At 33.7% G+C, this 16,874-nt stretch carries 20 protein-coding genes and 1 riboswitch; of the genes, 4 read left to right on the forward strand and 16 right to left on the reverse strand.

What is annotated here, in order from left to right; all coding sequences use genetic code 11:
* Positions 1–47 precede the first annotated feature (47 nt).
* The gene (gene lipA, locus TX86_RS22040) at positions 48–968 is read right to left on the reverse strand and encodes a lipoyl synthase (protein WP_042352225.1); all 921 of its coding nucleotides are present in this window, start codon (positions 966–968) and stop codon (positions 48–50) included.
* A 276-nt stretch (positions 969–1,244) separates the two neighbouring features.
* Between lipA and TX86_RS22045 the strand changes: the two genes are divergently transcribed.
* On the forward strand, positions 1,245–2,180 hold the full coding sequence (locus TX86_RS22045) for a M23 family metallopeptidase (protein ID WP_042352456.1): 936 nt from the start codon (positions 1,245–1,247) through the stop codon (positions 2,178–2,180).
* Between the two features lie 177 nt (positions 2,181–2,357).
* Here the strand turns inward: TX86_RS22045 and TX86_RS22050 are convergent, their stop codons facing one another.
* From TX86_RS22050 to TX86_RS22075, 6 genes are all read right to left on the reverse strand, one after another.
* Positions 2,358–3,941, reverse strand: a complete 1,584-nt coding sequence (locus tag TX86_RS22050) for a Na+/H+ antiporter NhaC family protein (RefSeq protein WP_042352227.1) — start codon at positions 3,939–3,941, stop codon at positions 2,358–2,360.
* Positions 3,942–4,069: 128 nt separating this feature from the next.
* A riboswitch (Lysine riboswitch) is annotated at positions 4,070–4,252 on the reverse strand.
* Between the two features lie 105 nt (positions 4,253–4,357).
* Positions 4,358–5,449 (reverse strand): HD-GYP domain-containing protein, encoded by a 1,092-nt coding sequence (locus tag TX86_RS22055; protein ID WP_042352228.1) that lies wholly within the window; start codon positions 5,447–5,449, stop codon positions 4,358–4,360.
* 267 nt (positions 5,450–5,716) lie between these two features.
* A complete protein-coding gene (locus tag TX86_RS22060; protein ID WP_042352229.1) occupies positions 5,717–6,016 on the reverse strand; it encodes a YunC family protein in 300 nt (99 codons plus the stop codon).
* A gap of 55 nt (positions 6,017–6,071) precedes the next feature.
* A complete protein-coding gene (locus TX86_RS22065) occupies positions 6,072–7,433 on the reverse strand; it encodes a bifunctional metallophosphatase/5'-nucleotidase (protein WP_042352230.1) in 1,362 nt (453 codons plus the stop codon).
* A gap of 125 nt (positions 7,434–7,558) precedes the next feature.
* A complete protein-coding gene (locus TX86_RS22070) occupies positions 7,559–8,434 on the reverse strand; it encodes a sulfite exporter TauE/SafE family protein (RefSeq protein ID WP_195892941.1) in 876 nt (291 codons plus the stop codon).
* Positions 8,435–8,471: 37 nt separating this feature from the next.
* Complete coding sequence (locus TX86_RS22075; protein WP_042352233.1) at positions 8,472–9,320, reverse strand: DUF72 domain-containing protein; 849 nt, start codon at positions 9,318–9,320, stop codon at positions 8,472–8,474.
* Positions 9,321–9,894: 574 nt separating this feature from the next.
* Between TX86_RS22075 and TX86_RS27350 the strand changes: the two genes are divergently transcribed.
* Positions 9,895–10,725, forward strand: coding sequence for a hypothetical protein (locus TX86_RS27350; protein WP_052343836.1), 831 nt, complete (start codon positions 9,895–9,897; stop codon positions 10,723–10,725).
* 36 nt (positions 10,726–10,761) lie between these two features.
* On the opposite strand, the gene TX86_RS22085 is transcribed toward TX86_RS27350, so the two are convergent.
* The 4 genes from TX86_RS22085 to TX86_RS26865 all read right to left on the reverse strand — a co-directional run bounded on the left by TX86_RS22085 (position 10,762) and on the right by TX86_RS26865 (position 13,521).
* Positions 10,762–11,205 carry a hypothetical protein gene (locus TX86_RS22085; RefSeq protein WP_042352235.1) on the reverse strand — a complete coding sequence of 148 codons (444 nt, stop codon included), beginning with the start codon at positions 11,203–11,205 and terminating at the stop codon, positions 10,762–10,764.
* Positions 11,206–11,338: 133 nt separating this feature from the next.
* Positions 11,339–11,974, reverse strand: a complete 636-nt coding sequence (locus tag TX86_RS22090) for a hypothetical protein (protein ID WP_154663200.1) — start codon at positions 11,972–11,974, stop codon at positions 11,339–11,341.
* Positions 11,880–13,076, reverse strand: coding sequence for an FtsK/SpoIIIE domain-containing protein (locus TX86_RS22095; RefSeq protein WP_042352238.1), 1,197 nt, complete (start codon positions 13,074–13,076; stop codon positions 11,880–11,882). The genes TX86_RS22090 and TX86_RS22095 overlap by 95 nt, the downstream gene beginning before the upstream one ends.
* A 274-nt stretch (positions 13,077–13,350) precedes the next feature.
* On the reverse strand, positions 13,351–13,521 hold the full coding sequence (locus TX86_RS26865; RefSeq protein WP_154663201.1) for a hypothetical protein: 171 nt from the start codon (positions 13,519–13,521) through the stop codon (positions 13,351–13,353).
* Positions 13,522–13,673: 152 nt separating this feature from the next.
* On the opposite strand from TX86_RS26865, the gene TX86_RS22100 reads away from it, so the two are divergent.
* The gene (locus tag TX86_RS22100) at positions 13,674–13,886 is read left to right on the forward strand and encodes a helix-turn-helix transcriptional regulator (protein WP_042352241.1); all 213 of its coding nucleotides are present in this window, start codon (positions 13,674–13,676) and stop codon (positions 13,884–13,886) included.
* Positions 13,887–13,917: 31 nt separating this feature from the next.
* Here the strand turns inward: TX86_RS22100 and TX86_RS22105 are convergent, their stop codons facing one another.
* On the reverse strand, positions 13,918–14,430 hold the full coding sequence (locus TX86_RS22105) for a hypothetical protein (RefSeq protein WP_042352242.1): 513 nt from the start codon (positions 14,428–14,430) through the stop codon (positions 13,918–13,920).
* Positions 14,431–14,591: 161 nt separating this feature from the next.
* Here TX86_RS22105 and TX86_RS22110 point away from each other — a divergent pair, with 161 nt between their 5' ends.
* Positions 14,592–14,945 carry a YhjD family protein gene (locus TX86_RS22110; RefSeq protein ID WP_042352243.1) on the forward strand — a complete coding sequence of 118 codons (354 nt, stop codon included), beginning with the start codon at positions 14,592–14,594 and terminating at the stop codon, positions 14,943–14,945.
* 378 nt (positions 14,946–15,323) lie between these two features.
* Here TX86_RS22110 and TX86_RS22115 read toward each other — a convergent pair whose 3' ends face one another.
* The 4 genes from TX86_RS22115 to TX86_RS22125 are packed head-to-tail and all read right to left on the reverse strand — an operon-like array spanning position 15,324 to position 16,866.
* Positions 15,324–15,986, reverse strand: a complete 663-nt coding sequence (locus TX86_RS22115; protein ID WP_052343838.1) for an N-acetylmuramoyl-L-alanine amidase — start codon at positions 15,984–15,986, stop codon at positions 15,324–15,326.
* A 1-nt stretch (position 15,987) separates the two neighbouring features.
* Complete coding sequence (locus TX86_RS22120) at positions 15,988–16,407, reverse strand: phage holin family protein (RefSeq protein WP_042352245.1); 420 nt, start codon at positions 16,405–16,407, stop codon at positions 15,988–15,990.
* A 47-nt stretch (positions 16,408–16,454) separates the two neighbouring features.
* Complete coding sequence (locus tag TX86_RS26870; RefSeq protein ID WP_154663202.1) at positions 16,455–16,601, reverse strand: hypothetical protein; 147 nt, start codon at positions 16,599–16,601, stop codon at positions 16,455–16,457.
* A gap of 1 nt (position 16,602) precedes the next feature.
* Positions 16,603–16,866: a hypothetical protein gene (locus tag TX86_RS22125; RefSeq protein WP_042352246.1), complete on the reverse strand. Its 264-nt coding sequence runs from the start codon at positions 16,864–16,866 to the stop codon at positions 16,603–16,605.
* Between the last annotated feature and the right edge of the window lie 8 nt (positions 16,867–16,874).

Genomic DNA, 16,874 nt, shown 5'->3' on the forward strand with positions numbered 1-16,874 from the left:
TTTCAGACAGCCTCATTCTTTTTCATTGTAGCTTCTATATCAACTTATTAATTCCCTGCAATCGCTTGCTCAGTTGCTTCTTGTTTCTTCTTTGCAGCAGCGTTTACTTGTTCGTCCGCATGATACGATGAACGTACAAGTGGACCTGATTCACAATGACTAAAGCCCTTTTGCATCGCAATTTCTTTTAACTCAGCAAACTCTTGTGGTGAATAATATTTGAGGACCGGTAAGTGCTTCTTAGAGGGTTGTAAATATTGACCAATTGTCATGATATCTACATCATGTGCTCTTAAATCATCCATAGTTTCGATAATGTCATCAAAAGTTTCACCTAAGCCTACCATCAAGCTAGATTTTGTAGGAATATCTGGTTGAAGTTCTTTTGCTTGTTGTAAGAATTTTAATGAACGATCGTATTTTGCTCTCGCTCTTACTCGATCTGAAAGTCGTCTAACTGTTTCTATATTATGATTTAAAATATCTGGTTTCGCATCCATTAACATTTTTAAGTTATCGAATTCTCCACCCATATCAGAAGGTAATACCTCAATTGAAGTAAACGGACTTTTTCTTCGAATTGCACGAACTGTTTCAGCAAAGATAGCTGCTCCGCCATCTTTTAAATCATCACGTGCAACAGCCGTTATAACCACGTGCTTCAAGTTCATTTGTGCAACCGAATCCGCTACTCGTTCTGGTTCAGCCAAATCAAGCTCAGTTGGTAAACCTGTCTTTACTGCACAGAAACGACAAGCGCGTGTACAAACCGCCCCTAAAATCATAAATGTAGCCGTACGACGGACAGCCCAACATTCATGTATATTTGGACACTTCGCCTCTTCACATACTGTATGAAGTTTTTTTTCACGCATCATTTTTTTCAAACCAGTATAGTTTTCATTTGTGTGAAGTTTAATTTTCAACCATTCAGGTTTACGAAGATATTCATTTTTTTTGTTGCTCAACCTAACTCAGCTCCAATCTTGTGAATCAAAATAGCTCACTTCTAGTCAATGTAACACAAAAAAATTATGCATTACAAGTATCTCGCACCGCTTTACCAATTATTGATAATAGTATTTATTGAATTACGTCACACACTACATTTATGGATTAAAAACCAGATTCTCAGGCAATTTACATACAAAAATATAATGAATTATTAAAATTATCAAGTGAAGGAAGGAGTCATTTTCTTGCGTTCTATTATAGCTTTATTTGCTTTTGTATCAGCACTATTCATCTTACAATACGACGTCAAAGCGGAAACAACGACTAATTCTGATGTTGAACGAATGAAACTTTTTAAAACAATTGAAAGACATTATCAAATCCCATGGTATTATATCGCTGCTATTGATCAATATGAGCATAGTTTACGCAATGCGAGAAGAGACTTACCTGACTCGGATGGTCCTATCGGTATTCTAGTACCTCCAGAGAAATGGAGCGGATTATTAAATCCAAATCCATACGATACAAATCCAATGAGTATTACTTTTTTTGATGGGATTGGAGTCGATGGAAATGGTGATGGCAAAGCAGATTCACGCTCAGATACTGATATATTAATTTCAATCGCTTCTTATCTTCTCAATTATGGGACTGATGATGATAATTTCCGGATTGCTTTATGGAATTATTATAAACGAGATAAAGCAGTTGGAATTGTTATGAGTAACGCCAAAATATACAAAAAATTTGCTCGCATTGATTTGAACAAGAAAGCTTTCCCTGTACCTATTACCTCTGATTATAGCTATAGAAGTACTTGGGGTGTTGCTAGAGGCTGGGGTGGCAGAAGAACTCATGAAGGTACTGATATCTTCGCCAATTATGGAGTACCTGTTCGTGCTACGAGCTATGGTGTCGTTGAAATCAAAGGATGGAATCGTTATGGTGGCTGGCGAATCGGCATAAGAGATTTAAATAATACGTATCATTATTTCGCTCATTTAAATGGCTTTACGAAGGGAATAAAAATCGGTACCATCGTGGAACCAGGTATGGTAATTGGTAGTGTTGGAAGTACCGGATATGGACCACCTGGAACAAGTGGTAAGTTTCCTCCTCATCTTCACTTTGGTATGTACAAAGACAATGGATTTACAGAATGGAGCTTTGACCCATATTATCATTTAACGGTATGGGAAAGAAATGAAAGACGTAATAAATAAATGGCTGGATTTTAATTAATCATCAAAAATTTCAGAAAAACACGACTTATCGCCCCTACTGGCGAAAGTCGATGTCTTTTCTTATACTTTATTCCTTTAATGAAGTTAAACTTTCTTAAGTATAAAGAAAAAGCGTCCAAATAGTGATTCAATATCACTATTTAGACACCTCTTTTATCAAGCTATTTTAGTCTCATCAGCTGCATCAGCCGCTTTATTTTTCTTTGCTAAGAATAATAGAGCACCAACCATCATGATTACTACTATTGATAATGAAAGAATTGTACTACCTGTAAACCCAAGCATTAAAAATCCTATGGCAGCTATGAAAGCTGATGTTAACGCATATGGTAACTGTGTCATTACATGATCCATATGATTACATCCTGCACCTGTTGATGAAAGAATCGTTGTATCTGAAATCGGTGAACAATGGTCTCCAAATACTGCACCAGCTAATACAGCCGCTAAAGATGGTAGCAACATACTAGAATCCATTGTTGCTACAATATCTCCTGCAAGTGGTAACAAGATACCAAAAGATCCCCACGATGTTCCTGTTGCTAGTGCCATAATCCCTGCAATTACAAACAAAATAAATGGAATGAAACCAATGCTAAGATTTGATTTCTCTACAAATCCTGCTAAGTAGCTACCCGTTTCAAGCGCACCTACTAAATCAACAATAACCCATGCAAAAATCAAAATATATACAGCCGGTAGCATTGACTTAATTCCTTCAAATAAACCTGTCGTTAGCAATGAGCTTTTCACTGCTTTCTTTGCATACACTTGACGAAGGAATAACACTAACGTTACAGCGAACCCAAACAATCCACCATAAAATAATGATGTTGGCACATCTGTATTTTCAAACATTTGAAGGATAGTTGCTCTCCCCTCAACAGCTTTACTTCCTGTCCATAGCATTGCCGAAACCGTTCCAACTACAAGCGCTGCAATTGGTATTAATAAATCTGCTACAGAGCCTTTTTTACTCATTGGTAAATCACTCTTTAATTCACCAGGAGCGATTTTATCTGGATTAGAAACAACACCCGTTGTGATTGCTCGATCTTCATGTACCTTCATAGATCCAAAATTAATATTCTTCCATGAAGATATGAAAACTAATAATAAAGATGCCCAAACATAGAAGTTCATTGGTATCATTTGAATAAATGCTGAGAATCCACTCATATCTAAAGAATTCGCAGCTAATATTGGCGCTAATATCGCAATGATATATGCTCCCCAACTTGAAACAGGTGACACAACACAAATAGGCGCTGCTGTTGAATCAATAATATACGCAAGCTTGGCTCGAGAAACGCGATTACGGTCCGTTAAAGGTCTTGAAATTTGCCCTACTGCCAAGCTATTAAAATAATCATCAATGAAAATAATTATACCTAGAACAGCAGCTGTAAGTTGTGCACCAGCTCTTGTTTTAACACGTTTTAAAGCCCACTCTCCAAATGCTCTACTTCCTCCAGAAATCGTTACAAACGCAGTAACACATCCTAGAAGTAGTAAAAATAGTAATATGTATATTTTTCCTGTATTGAGTTCTCCATCTACATAAAACAAATCCGTGAAAGCTTTTACAAGAATAGATAAAGAATCCATTACATTAAAGTCTGCAAGTAAGAATGCCGCTGTAATGCTCCCTAAACCTAAAGATAACAAAACTCTTTTTGTTAATAAAACCATAATAATAGCAACTAATGGTGGTAATAAAGAAAAAATCGTATTTTCCATGCTGAACACTCCTTCTGTAAAATCTGGAGGTAAAGATCAGAGCTTTCAACTATTTTTAGACAAAAATAAAAAAGGATAGTGATAGAGAACAACCTATCATTACCCTTTGTAATGTATGTTATCGTCCATCGCTCTGTAGCTCCCCATTATAAACTTCCATTTATAATGACAGTGTTGGCTTTATTCAAGACAACCCCAGTAACAATCATTCGACACTAAATGTTACTTCGGCAAAGTTCCCTTTCTTCTGAGTTCAACGTTGTCATCCTCACAACAGCTTACTGATGAACTTTGCATCCTCTACCCCATGCGGTGATAGTTATTTATTATATTTTATTTTTATACTATAACATTAATTTAAAATTTCGCAATATTTTATAGGGAATTACCATATTTTTTAATATTCTAAAATATATTTAACCCGTGATATCGCATCCAATAATCATGATATCTAAATGCTGCTTTAGATCTAATTCGTACGAATCCTCGATATCTTTTCCATTTTCCTTAAGAATCGTAATAACCGGACGGTCGCTCATGCCATCATTTTGTTTTGAAACAACGCCTTCTTTATTATTATTCAAAACCACATTTAAGCCTAATGGATAAATCGCAACAGCTTTTCTAAACGTTTCTACAATATTCGAATCAAATAATGTCCCAGCCCCAGCATATAAAATTTCAAGTCCCTCGTGTGGAAGCATAGCTTGCCGATACACACGATTAGAAGTAACCGCATCAAACACATCAGCAACAGCAATAATCTTACCAAATAAATGAATATCTTTATCCAGTAGCCCTCTTGGATAACCCGTTCCATCCACACGCTCATGATGTTGAAAGGCACAATGAGCAACTAATAAAGGAATAGTTGCTACTCGTTTCAAAATATGAAATCCATAATCTGTATGCTTTTGCATTTCGATATATTCACTTTGTGTTAACTTTCCTGGTTTCATTAATATATCATACGGAACATACATCTTCCCTACATCATGTAAAATAGCCCCTATTCCAAGAATTTCAAGGTCTTTTTGACTAAGTCCTAATTTTATTCCAATGGCTAATGAATATAACGTCACATTGAATGAATGGATAAAAATATATTCGTCATAAATATGCACATCTGAAAGTATAGAAAGTAGCTCCGAATGATCTTTTATTTCATCCAAAATCGTACGAATTAGCTCCATAAATTTTTTTGAGTTTTTTTCTAAAACAATTGAGCTTCCAACAATTGATTCTTTATCATGAATATCTGTAAAAGATGTTTCAATAGCTATAAGAGAATCTTTTCTTACTTTTTCAGATAATGTATTAAATGGCTGTATATGATTTGTTCTAGCATCTTTAATATAAACGTACTGAATTCCTAATTCCCTTAACCTTGTAATCATTCGTTCTGTAAGCGAAACGCCTTCATTTAATAAAATCTGTTGTTGCGTATTATAAATAGTCTTACCGAGCACTGTTTCTGGTTTCAAAAACTCCGTGGATACTAACCGCATGTTAAACTCCCAACTCATTTATCAATTTAGATTTGAAAGGCTTTAATAAATCATTATCAAAACCAATTTCATTATATAAAAAGATTATTCATCTTTAGCACAGGAATTTCCCCTATTTATCCTGAATTAATTCGTTTGACTCATATGAAGAATAAACTATGTAAATCCGACCATATGCTTACATATTGGTAATTATACCAATTTACTACATAAAACTAAATCATTTTTCTTGATTTAATCACAAAAAAACCACCTTCCAGGTGGTTTTTACATTTTTAAAAGTGCTTCTCTACCTATCGTTCCCTTTTCTATTCCTAAGCTTTCTGCGCCAAATGTAACTGATTCTAATGGTGCATCTAGCAGTTGTTCAAGCGTCTTTACCCCCACCGCTCTTCCTGCAATAATATTGCGATCCTTTAACTTCTCATTTAGCAATGCAACATCTAATGCCCCACACATTATATATCCTAATTCAGAGGATACCACTAAAAGTGTTGTCTTGGGTAATTTAACAACAACACCTAAGAATGTTCGATCCTCTATTTGAATTGGTCTTAACTCCATCATAGACGCTTCCGCCTCCTTACTTTATTCAGAGTATGAAAATCGCCTACAATAGGTGTTAATATATTTCCTTCAACTCATGAAGTAGTAAATCTCTTAGAAATTCAGGTAAGTAATACACTTTCTTCTCCGTTCTTTTAATGGCAGGGAAGAAAAAGCCAAACGTAAACATATCAGGTATTGCTAAACGATATGTTTTTTTTGCATCTAATTTTTCATTTCCAATCCATATTTCATGCCGACTATTCATTTTAATATCATTATAAACCATGGTGCCAAGTACATTTCCACGGAAGCCAAAGCCCTTTATTTGCATATGTGGCCAGCTTTTATCGGTTGATTGAATAATAACTTCTTTTAACTCTGAACCTTTTAATTCAATGACACATGGATTAATAGGATGCGGACAAATTCGATGTAAATCATGCATTGTTACTGAGCCTGCTGGTAAATCATCTAATAATAAACCGGCATTTAGAAATGCACAATCAGCATCACACCACTCTTTAAGCGCCTTACATAAAAGCGTGATTAACGGTGTTTCTTCAAACCAATCTACCGATAACGTATGTGGCAAACGGCATACTTCCTGCGACATCTTTTCTTTACCTTCACTGTATAACATAGCAACAAAGTCTTTTTCTCCTTGAACAGGATCTTCTTCATTCATATCATACAATCTAGCTTCACTTTGGATAATATGCTTATCCTTATCAACCATTAATTCAACATGCCCTACATACGTGCCACCTTTACCTGCGCCACATAATAACGTATTGTTCACATATTTACCCTCATGGAGAATATGATGTGTATGCCCACCAAAAATTAGATTTATTTCTGGCATTTCATTTGCAATTAGTTCATCATATTCTAAGCCTAAATGAGAAAGTAAAACAATCATATCTGATTGGTCTTTCACTTCATTTACTGCTTGACGAATTTCCTCAAGTGGCTCCGTAATATTCCACCCTAATGTTTCGTAAAATACGCGAAAATAAGCCGTCGCTCCAATCATGGCAATACGTGTCCCTTTTTCAGTTCTGTGAATGCTATAAGGTAATGCCCACTCTGGTCTTTGCTCATTTTTGTCATATAAATTCGCTACTACAACCTTAAATTTAGCATCATCATATAAATGATTTAATGCATCATAAGAAAATGTAACTCCTTCATTATTTCCAATCGTAGCAAATTGGCACCCCAATTTATTTAGCAGTTCCACATTACCTTTACCTAAAAGAGCTTCTGTATATGGATGAAAACGATCTGTATGATCTCCTATATCTACAACAAGTGTTTCTTCTCCAACATCAGAATGCCATGCTTTTCTTTCATGAATAAAGTGTTCGATTCGTTGCCAATGTTCAAAATGACTATGTAGATCATTAATATGATAAAAATGTATTCTTTCTTCCAACGTAATCCCCTCTTTTTTTCTCTATCTGCCGCATTCCTCATTCTTTTTCTACCCTAAAAACCTTAAACATAACAGCTTTCTAATTATGTAGCTCCAACGTTCAGAAGACCATTAAAACATTTTCTTCAACCAGTAAAGCCTTCAAAAATAAGTTTGACTCCTATTACTAAAAGCATAATTCTCAAAATACTAACGAGTGTTGAACTTTTTAACTTAGTATTAATATATGCACCGATTTTCGCCCCAAACCAAGCACCTGGAATTAAAGCAATCGCATAGGGCCATATAACGTTTCCTAATGCGATATGCGTCACAGAGTTTGTAATAGAGGACAAAAATACAAGGAACATGGAAGTAGCAATCGCCACGTGAGGAGGAAATAAGAACAACAGAATCATAGCGGGTACAATTAATGAACCTCCTCCAATTCCGAATAAGCCCGAACAAAATCCTACAATGAAGCAAATTGAAATCGCAATAATTGGACGATATCCATAAATATATTCTTTACCATTTTGATTTATAAATGTTTTCTTAACAGTTGCACTATTAATTAATTTTGATGGCTTTAATTTATCCTTAATCATTAAAACAACTGAAACAATAATAATAAATGTACCAAAAAATAAATTAAAAGAGTTTAAGTCCAGCATTTTATTCACATACGACCCAAGAATTCCACCAGGACCACTACCTATAAAAAAAATCAAACCTGTTTTATAATCAACTCTCTTATATTTAATATAAGAAAGTGTTGATGATAAACCCGTAAAAATCATCATAACTGTTGATATTCCAACAGCTTTCTGAGGTGTCAAACCATCAAGTAGCCCTAAACTATTATGAAAATATAACACTGCTGGCACAATAATAATGCCGCCACCTAAACCAACTAGAGAGCCTATAATTCCTGCGCATAAGGCTGTTACTACTAAAAGTATAATCCATTCCAATTGCGTATCCGCCTTTATAAAAAAATTTAAAGAGTAAACATCCTCCATTTATTAATTTTCTTTATAAGAAAAATATTATTCACTTCTAAAATAAATCCAGTTGCCTTGGTGCTAAATCTGCATATTCAATACCAAGCAACGCAATCATTTGCTTCGCATTATTTGCTGCGTCACCACCAGAGTTATTATTAAATACTATATAAATATCCTTTGACTGCTTCTCTAATTGAAGGATATGATTTTTCCATTGTATAAGCTCATCCTCATTGTATTGATACAAAAAGCGAACCGCTCTCCAATCATCACCTGCTGTAGCTTTATTCCAACCAAATACATTCCGTCCATGCATCCGAATTAATGTCTTACTCGATGAAGTTGGTTGAAGAATTGTTGGAATAGAACCTTCTCCTGCTTGAGGTTCATCAACAATGCAATGTATCCATCCTTCACTTTTCATAAAAGCTAGCGTTTTATCCGTAAATTTCTCTGAAAACCATGAACGATTACGAAATTCAAGCGCTACTGGAATATCCCTCATCTGCTGCTTGCACCATCGAAGATACTCAACATTCTCCTTAACACATTGAAACCAAGGGGGAAACTGAAACAATACCATCGCTAACTTATTCGCTTCTTGGTACGGAGTTAAGGAATCTATATACGCTTCGAATATTTCTTCTTTGCTCTTATAAGGTTGCTCTCCACGTTGATGACCTGTCATTCCCTGATACGCCTTGACAATAAACTTAAAAGAATCTGGAGTTTCCTTCACCCATTTCAAACTATTGCGTTTCGGTTGTATAGCATAAAATGCCGTATCAACTTCTACAATCGGAAAATGCTCAGCGTAGACCTGCAATCGATCACGAGAAGCTATCTTCGTTCCATATATGGATTCATGATCTCCCCATCCAGTCACTCCAATATATATCATCTACCATCACTCTTTACTCAAGTATTAACACTATTCTAACACAGAGAAAAGTAGTTGGCTTTTTTGAACTACTAAAAAAAGCCAATAACAAACATCGTGATTGTAATGTTGGTTAATAGCTCATAAACTACTTCAAGTTTTATATTCATACCAATAAAATATCCCTTAGTATATAAGAAAAGCCCTACTCCTTACGAGTAGGGCTCTTCTTATATCAATTGAATGGGAGGCTTAACCTATAGACCCTTCCATTTCAAATTTGATAAATGAACATTATCAAAGTGTATATTAATAGAAGAAACTAGGCTTAAAATCAATATTTAGAGGATGTGCGCTTTTTAAATATATCATTTCTTTTCAAACCGAATCGGCACGAAATCGGCACGAAAAAAATAAAAATAAAAGAGCACAACGTGTATAAGTAGTGTTGGTAGCACTCTTATACCGTCCGCCTATCACCCTAGGCAAACACTTGCTGTACTCATGTAATTATTTTACTTGATGTACGTTTCTTTAGCAATGTTTGTCAATGATGGCAGCATTGCTTTTTTGTTTCCCAAGGGAGACGGAGATCATGAAGAAACGTATTGATGTAATTGCTGGGGAAACAGCATTTAACAATTTATCATCATTTAGAGACTTAGAAGAATTAAATAAAACAGTACGAGTATATAGAGACGTTATTAGAACGTCTATTAAGCGCAGAGATGTGCAGTCTAGACTAATTGCATTACTTGAATTATTAAAACGTCATAGCTGTAAACAACTAGGTGTGAGCTATATGTGTAAAAATACGATTGCATCGTTATTAGAAGTGTCTTATAAAACCGTACAAAGATTAATGAAGAAACTAGAAGAAATGAGTATGATCAAACAGGTACCAATGAAGCGCAAAAAAGATATGAGACAAACAGCTAATGCAATCATTATCATGCCAGCAAAAGAAGAAGTGTCCGACAAGATACCACCTAAAAAGACCGATAAGTGTCCTGCCAATAAAACAACTAATATTTCTCTAAAACAAAAGATTAAAAACATACGTAATGTATCTGCAATTGTTAATAAGTCTGTGGATAGCAATAACTCAATTGAATTTTATGATTACACATATGTTTCATCTAACGTTCCAATTACTTTTATTGATGCTGTTAGACCTTTCTTTAGTGATGCTAACGAAATATATAGATTGTGGAGTAGATTAAAGTTAGCTGCAAAGAAATCTAATTTAAATGCCCGTGATCACATAGAGGACTTTATTAAATCATTTAAAGAGGCTATTTTAAATATTAAACAAAAGAAAAATCGCAAAGATGTTATAGGCTATATTTACGGAACATGGAGAAAAACGGCAAGTGTAATTGTACGTAAAAATATAGGTTTCTTTAATTGGTTACAAACGAATTAACTTCTACAGACAAAAAAAGTCACCCTAAAGGGTAACTTAATCAAATTGACTACACATACAAACAACAAAATGTGTGTATTTATCCGACTTCTCATCTGTTGCTCCAATTATTATACGTGGATCAATTAAATATTTTGTGGTTCCATAAACCGTTTGCGATAAAACAGCACCAATTCCTGTCAGTACTTCCATATAAACATCTATTGTTTCAATTTGTACATCCGGAATTAATTTATTAATATCTTCATGTGTTAAATAATGTATATCTAATGCTTTATTCGTAAAGGCATCAAATACAGTGCAATCTCCAAATGTAATATCTTTGTTTGGTTTATCTACAAGATAATAGAGTTGGTAATGAACATGAGGTATAAGCTTTAAGTAGAAATCATATACATCGCTATGGTTTACTTTGGTCTCCATACACTTGATTTTTTCAGGAAGTGCACTTAGAAATTCAGGTTTTAACTGTATTGTCATTTTATTTCCACCTTGCTTTTTTTAATCGTGGAAAGAATAACACAATCGGCCACCAACTAAAATGGTGTATTTTTCCACAACTATTCATTTATACATAAGTTCTAAAATAAGTAGGTCAAAAAAGTTCATAATGTCATCGAATAGAATTAAATGTAATTACTTCACCACGCAATTTATAATCGAGTAACCATTTTTCGAATTTACGTTTACGATCTATAGTTGTAGTAAAAATTTCAAGGCGTGGAGTATCAATGTATTTAAAGCAATCAACATAAGACTGGAGCTTTTTAAGATTGTCTTTCATATCACGTACATTATCTATTTCAACAATATGAGTATATCCATTTCTTTTATATACGGCATCAGCAACCATTTTACTTTTAGTTGCTACAGATAAGCCTTTAAAGACGATACCGTGTGCTGTAGGTTGTTCTGCCTCATATTCTAGAACAGATTCTATTTGCCAATCTATAGGACGATTAAGGTAAAGAAAAGCATCGTTTCTAAGTAATGTATGCTCTATATTGGATGATTTCTTAATGTCCCTATATGATCCAATTAGAGACCTTCCACACTTGTTTAAATAATAGACTTTCTCTTTATTGAAGAACGTTGTGGATGTATATGGTTCAAGTCTTTTAAGAGCAAAACAAGCATTGCGATATGATTTCAAATCATGGATTCCACGAAGATGTTTTATTGTTGCCATCCCTAACCGGTCTATCGTCATTAATAACTTTTCCGTTCTTGCTTGCGTTGATAATCTCATGTTCCTTCTCCTCCATTTTTGTAAACATATACTTATCGTCAATATAAGGGACCTGGACAATACGTTTCTTTTCAATTTTATAAATCGCTCGACCTGGTATGCTTGGAAGTTCTTCAGCACCGTTTTCATCTAAGATAACTCGTGAAGCAACTTGAGCAGCAGCTATAAAGGATAACCGAGCAACAATATTCATTTTGATTTGCATCGGTACAGCTTCTTTCACTGGATACTGAGTACAGAAAAGCATCCTATATCCGATACCTCCACCTATTCGAGCAATCTCTGATAGTGTGGACTGACAATAATTTGCATACTTTTTTAATCCTCCAGTAAGTAAATTAGGTGAAAGTTCTGCCCCTTCATCCACAATGATAAAAGTGCGTTTTTGAATTGGAGAATCAATTATATTTGTATATCCTTGCTGCCTAAATAGCTTTTCACGGTCCTTGAGCTCCTGGTGAATAACTGATAATAATTCAACTGATTCGAGTAGATCAGAAGCAACCCCCTTAACTTGTGGAAGGCCAATATACTTTCCGAACTCTAAGCCGCCTTTTAAATCAAGGAAGTAAAACTCTGCATGTTCTAACTGGTTCATAAGCAGAGTATAAAAAGCTTCTTTAATAAATACTGTTTTACCAAAGCGTGTAACACCACCTACAAGCATATGAGGGTACTTCTCGAAATCGTGATATAAAATGCCTTCGTGATTCTTTCCTATAGGGATTTGCCATGTTCCAGGAGTTAATAATTCATCTGTATATTTCCACTTTGTAGGTAACTTTGAATTGAATGCTTGAAGCTTAAATACTCCATCTTCAAAGGTAAAATCACAGTCTTTATTAAGACCTTCTTCTATTGCTGGAATAATGGCTTCAAATTTATTAGAGGACAAACCGAGTGGAAGTGAAAAAGTGTATGTGGAATATGTTTGTTGATGTGATTGTTTAAGTAGGATTGGGTAGTGGATCTCTTCTTCTTTTCTTATTCCTAGACCTGTATTTTCAAATACCTTCTTTATCTTATCTATGTCCTTCATGCGCCTTTTTGGTACAAGCGCTGCCCCTATCGCTAGGACTGGCAAAGCTAAGTATTCTATCATTGTAATCCTCCTTGTAATTAACAATGTAGTTTACAATCTATCTTTCACGGTAATTTTCATCAGGTGTAATTTTCATTGTAGTTTACAATCTATCTTTCACGGTAATTTTCATCAGGTGTAATTTTCATTGTAGTTTACAGTCATTGATATATAGCGTTATTACCCTTGTACCTATCATTACATTTTATCTCCGACAGATAGTTATCTACTCCCCTTTCTACCCCATCAGGTGCGCTTGCTAAATATTCAGATTTTTAAATTGTGTAACCAATTATCAGAGAAAAAGTGTACTTGCTAACTTGATAATGTATAGTAGTCCACCAAATTTAGCACATTCCATTGTGAATGATAGAAAACTATTATTGATTTTAAATCCTGCATTATCTAATAAACCTAGCGTTATCATTGTTGCACCAAAGCTTCCAATCAGTAATATTCCTTCCACAATACTTCACTCTCCTTTTCTTTGATAATTTCAATGTATGGATATTAGGCTAATTATTGCGTGTCTATCAAGAAAATTTCGGTATTATTATCATTATTTTTTCTTGAAAGGATAAAAACAGACAACAGAGAATATAGTAATAGGTGATATATATGAAACTGAAAAGTAATATAGGGAAAATAATTGACGAGTCTCCTTATAAACGAGACTACATAAGAAAGGTATTTAATCGAAGTCGCAATACTGTTTCAGCCTGGTGTACTGGAAAAAGCTATCCAACTGTAAATGAACTATTTGAACTGGCTAAATTATTAGATGTTAAAGTTGATGATTTATATGATATGGAAGAAGAAAAAAAGCCCTAGACAATTAAGTCCAGGGCTAAAACAACATATTCTATTCTTTTCCGTATTTCAATCCTGGTTTTGCTGAAAGTACAATATTATCATCATATGGACTTATTGAATAATCAATATTGCTATTCGTCGAGATTTCTTTATTTTTAAGGAAATCGGTATCTATATTAATATTTAAATCACTCATTACTTTATCCCGATTACCAATACTCATTTCAGAATCAACAATATTAAATACAGTTTGAAAAGATTTAAGCATATCACTCCTGTTGCCAGCAGCATATCCATCGAAAGTTATTCCTGATTTAACATCCACAACTTTTTTTGTATCTTTATCAATTGTTGCTTGGATTATTAATTTATTTGGTAAAACGATTGTATTAAATCCTTTTTCCTTAGAATCATCCACAACTTTTATATTTTCTTTTCCATATGCAGTTTCTACTACTTTCAATACATGATCAAAGTTAAAATCAAAAGTTTTTTGTTTTTCATCTGAACATCCTACTAATGAAAAAGTAAGAATAGCTAATAGTAATAACACCCTTTTCATAAAATAGCCCCCTTGTCTTATATATACATATTACAACATACATAGGATAATATTTCTATTTATACTATTTATTCGGATATCTATTACAAGTACAACCGCTTAAAATCGAACGAACATTCGTATATAATTATAGAAAATAAGACAAAAAGAAGGTAATGAATATGAAACTTTTATCGGATCAAGACAGAGATATAGTTGAGCAGTTTATTTATTTACCAATGATCCTTACTATTTTAGAGAATGATAAAAAGGCTATTAATACAAGTAATATAAAAATTAAAGAACCTTATTTAACCTTAATTGAAGATACTATGAAGAAGATAACAAAGGATTTAAAAGAAGTTAAAATGTATATGGGAAAGAATCGTATATCGATTAGAAAAGGTGAAAAAGATGAACTATTTACTTCATTTCATTTCAATCATGCTGGACACTGTTATGAAGCGAAATATTTTAACCCACAGATTAAGAACCGGTGCAATTATTTTTTAAATTATTATTTGAACGAAAAATAAGCCCCTCCAATTAAGGAAGGGCTTTTGTTTATTACCTATAAATAAATCAATTATTTTTCCACAATTATTTTATTGATATTGTATTAGTGAAATTTCTTTCAACATAAGAAATATCGAATACATCATATAAAAAGCCTAAAAACCTTTTGATTTATAAGAATTTTGCATGTTCACCAAATAATAATAATCTTTTCAACAAACTGACACATTATCTCTTTATATAGGATTGAAAGCTCTAATTTACTATTTTATAATAATTTTTGATGACGCTTTCACCTTTTCTAAATACTCTTTTTTAGTAAACGTTAGTATGTACAATTAAGAAAAAGCAACAATGTTCTCTCTTTCTCCCTTGCATTGTTGCTTTTTCTTTTTTATTTATTCTTCACGGATTTGAAGAGTAATATCAAACTCTTTTTCTACTTTCTCTTTAAATGCCGTTGCTGATACTTTAGTTGCAAAGGTTCCAGTGTACAAACGATAACGTTTTCCATCATCATTACTTGTAGCTTTAGTAGGTAGCTTTTTATTAGTAATAGTTTCAGCAATAGCTCTACAACACGCATCAAAGTTTTTGTGGTAAGCATCAGCATTTTCTTTAACGTCCACAAAGCATACTTCAATAAGAATGGCTGGTTGTTTCGTTCCGTTAAGAAAACCTAGGTCATTTCGCTTCTTAGCTCCACGATCACGAATACCTAATGAGTTAGAAATAGCGCTAGAAACTTTAGTTGCTATTGTTTTTTGAGCATCTGTACAATACAGTACCTCAACACCGCCAGTTACTTTTGTTCCACTGTTAAAATGTACACTAACATCCAAATCACGTTTTTTACTGTTGTGATACTTAACGATTGTATTGATATTATCCTTTTGAGTTTTAGATGTATCATCGTGAAACTCGTATACAGTAATAACTAACTCTTTCAAATACTTAGCTACTTGTGGAACAACCTTACGTGCTTCTGTTACCTCATTAAGAATACCAATTGCTCCAGATACATATTTAGCATGACCGCTTGAAATGACTACTGAATCCATATTACTTCTCCCCTTCTTTCTTTTGCTTATCATCCTCAATTTTCTTTTGGAAAATGGCTAATGCACGTTGAATCGGTTCTGGAACGTTCACACCAAGAACTGCACTATTTTCACTTAGAGAAATGATTTCATTTAAAATAAATAAGATGACAACAGCATCAGGAATTACTTGTCCAACAGTTAAACCTTGGTCAGCAAGCACAAGATAAATAAGATTAGCAATTACAATCCAAACCCACATCATGCCTTTCTTAATAATCCCTTGATAACCACGCTTGCTATTGATGTTTCCCCAGTTAGCAGCCATACCAGTTAAAAAGTCTAATACGTTCAAAATTAAAAGGACGGTCAGTAATAACGACCATCCCCCAATTAACCAGCTAAAAAAACCGCCTATTGTTGATACAAAAAACTTTTCCATAAAACACCCCTTTATTTTAGACATAAAAAATACACCTCAATTGGTGCTTACTGTACTACTATTAAATCATCTCTACCTTTTTCGAATAGATAAGCGTCAATCCCGTCTTTTAAATCAGGTCGTTTCGTTACAACATCTGTGTATTCATTTTTACCATCAATAATTCTTCCAGCCATAAAAATAGCAATAACCATTTTACATTCCTCCTAATATAATTTCAGACAATACAGCCTCTGTTGTTTCCTGGCGCTGTTTAAATGTTTCATTTTCCTTTGAAATAAAAGCAATATATTCATCTTTGCTGTACTGCTCTTCGTCATATTGCCAATAATTGTTACTTTCTTCACCCTCATCGTTAGTGTTTATAACGGTAATTCTTTCAATGTTTTTTCTAATGTAAACAGTCGTTTTGCCTACTTCTATTTCTTTAACTTCTTTTTGAGTTCCTCTAACTAACATTTTTTAGA

Source organism: Bacillus massiliigorillae (assembly GCF_000380245.2).
GTDB classification, from domain to species: Bacteria; Bacillota; Bacilli; order Bacillales; family DSM-1321; genus Bacillus_AD; species Bacillus_AD massiliigorillae.

Bases quoted from the DNA above. Each gene is read 5' to 3' on its own strand.
- TX86_RS22050 (WP_042352227.1), bottom strand. From the start codon at position 3,941: ATGGAAAATACGATTTTTTCTTTATTACCACCATTAGTTGCTATTATT.
- TX86_RS22055 (WP_042352228.1), bottom strand. From the start codon at position 5,449: ATGCGGTTAGTATCCACGGAGTTTTTGAAACCAGAAACAGTGCTCGGT.
- TX86_RS22060 (WP_042352229.1), bottom strand. From the start codon at position 6,016: ATGATGGAGTTAAGACCAATTCAAATAGAGGATCGAACATTCTTAGGT.
- TX86_RS22070 (WP_195892941.1), bottom strand. From the start codon at position 8,434: ATGGAGGATGTTTACTCTTTAAATTTTTTTATAAAGGCGGATACGCAA.
- TX86_RS22075 (WP_042352233.1), bottom strand. From the start codon at position 9,320: ATGATATATATTGGAGTGACTGGATGGGGAGATCATGAATCCATATAT.
- TX86_RS27350 (WP_052343836.1), top strand. From the start codon at position 9,895: ATGAAGAAACGTATTGATGTAATTGCTGGGGAAACAGCATTTAACAAT.
- TX86_RS22085 (WP_042352235.1), bottom strand. From the start codon at position 11,205: ATGACAATACAGTTAAAACCTGAATTTCTAAGTGCACTTCCTGAAAAA.
- TX86_RS22090 (WP_154663200.1), bottom strand. From the start codon at position 11,974: ATGAGATTATCAACGCAAGCAAGAACGGAAAAGTTATTAATGACGATA.
- TX86_RS22095 (WP_042352238.1), bottom strand. From the start codon at position 13,076: ATGATAGAATACTTAGCTTTGCCAGTCCTAGCGATAGGGGCAGCGCTT.
- TX86_RS22100 (WP_042352241.1), top strand. From the start codon at position 13,674: ATGAAACTGAAAAGTAATATAGGGAAAATAATTGACGAGTCTCCTTAT.
- TX86_RS22105 (WP_042352242.1), bottom strand. From the start codon at position 14,430: ATGAAAAGGGTGTTATTACTATTAGCTATTCTTACTTTTTCATTAGTA.
- TX86_RS22110 (WP_042352243.1), top strand. From the start codon at position 14,592: ATGAAACTTTTATCGGATCAAGACAGAGATATAGTTGAGCAGTTTATT.
- TX86_RS22115 (WP_052343838.1), bottom strand. From the start codon at position 15,986: ATGGATTCAGTAGTCATTTCAAGCGGTCATGCTAAATATGTATCTGGA.
- TX86_RS22120 (WP_042352245.1), bottom strand. From the start codon at position 16,407: ATGGAAAAGTTTTTTGTATCAACAATAGGCGGTTTTTTTAGCTGGTTA.
- TX86_RS26870 (WP_154663202.1), bottom strand. From the start codon at position 16,601: ATGGTTATTGCTATTTTTATGGCTGGAAGAATTATTGATGGTAAAAAT.
- TX86_RS22125 (WP_042352246.1), bottom strand. From the start codon at position 16,866: ATGTTAGTTAGAGGAACTCAAAAAGAAGTTAAAGAAATAGAAGTAGGC.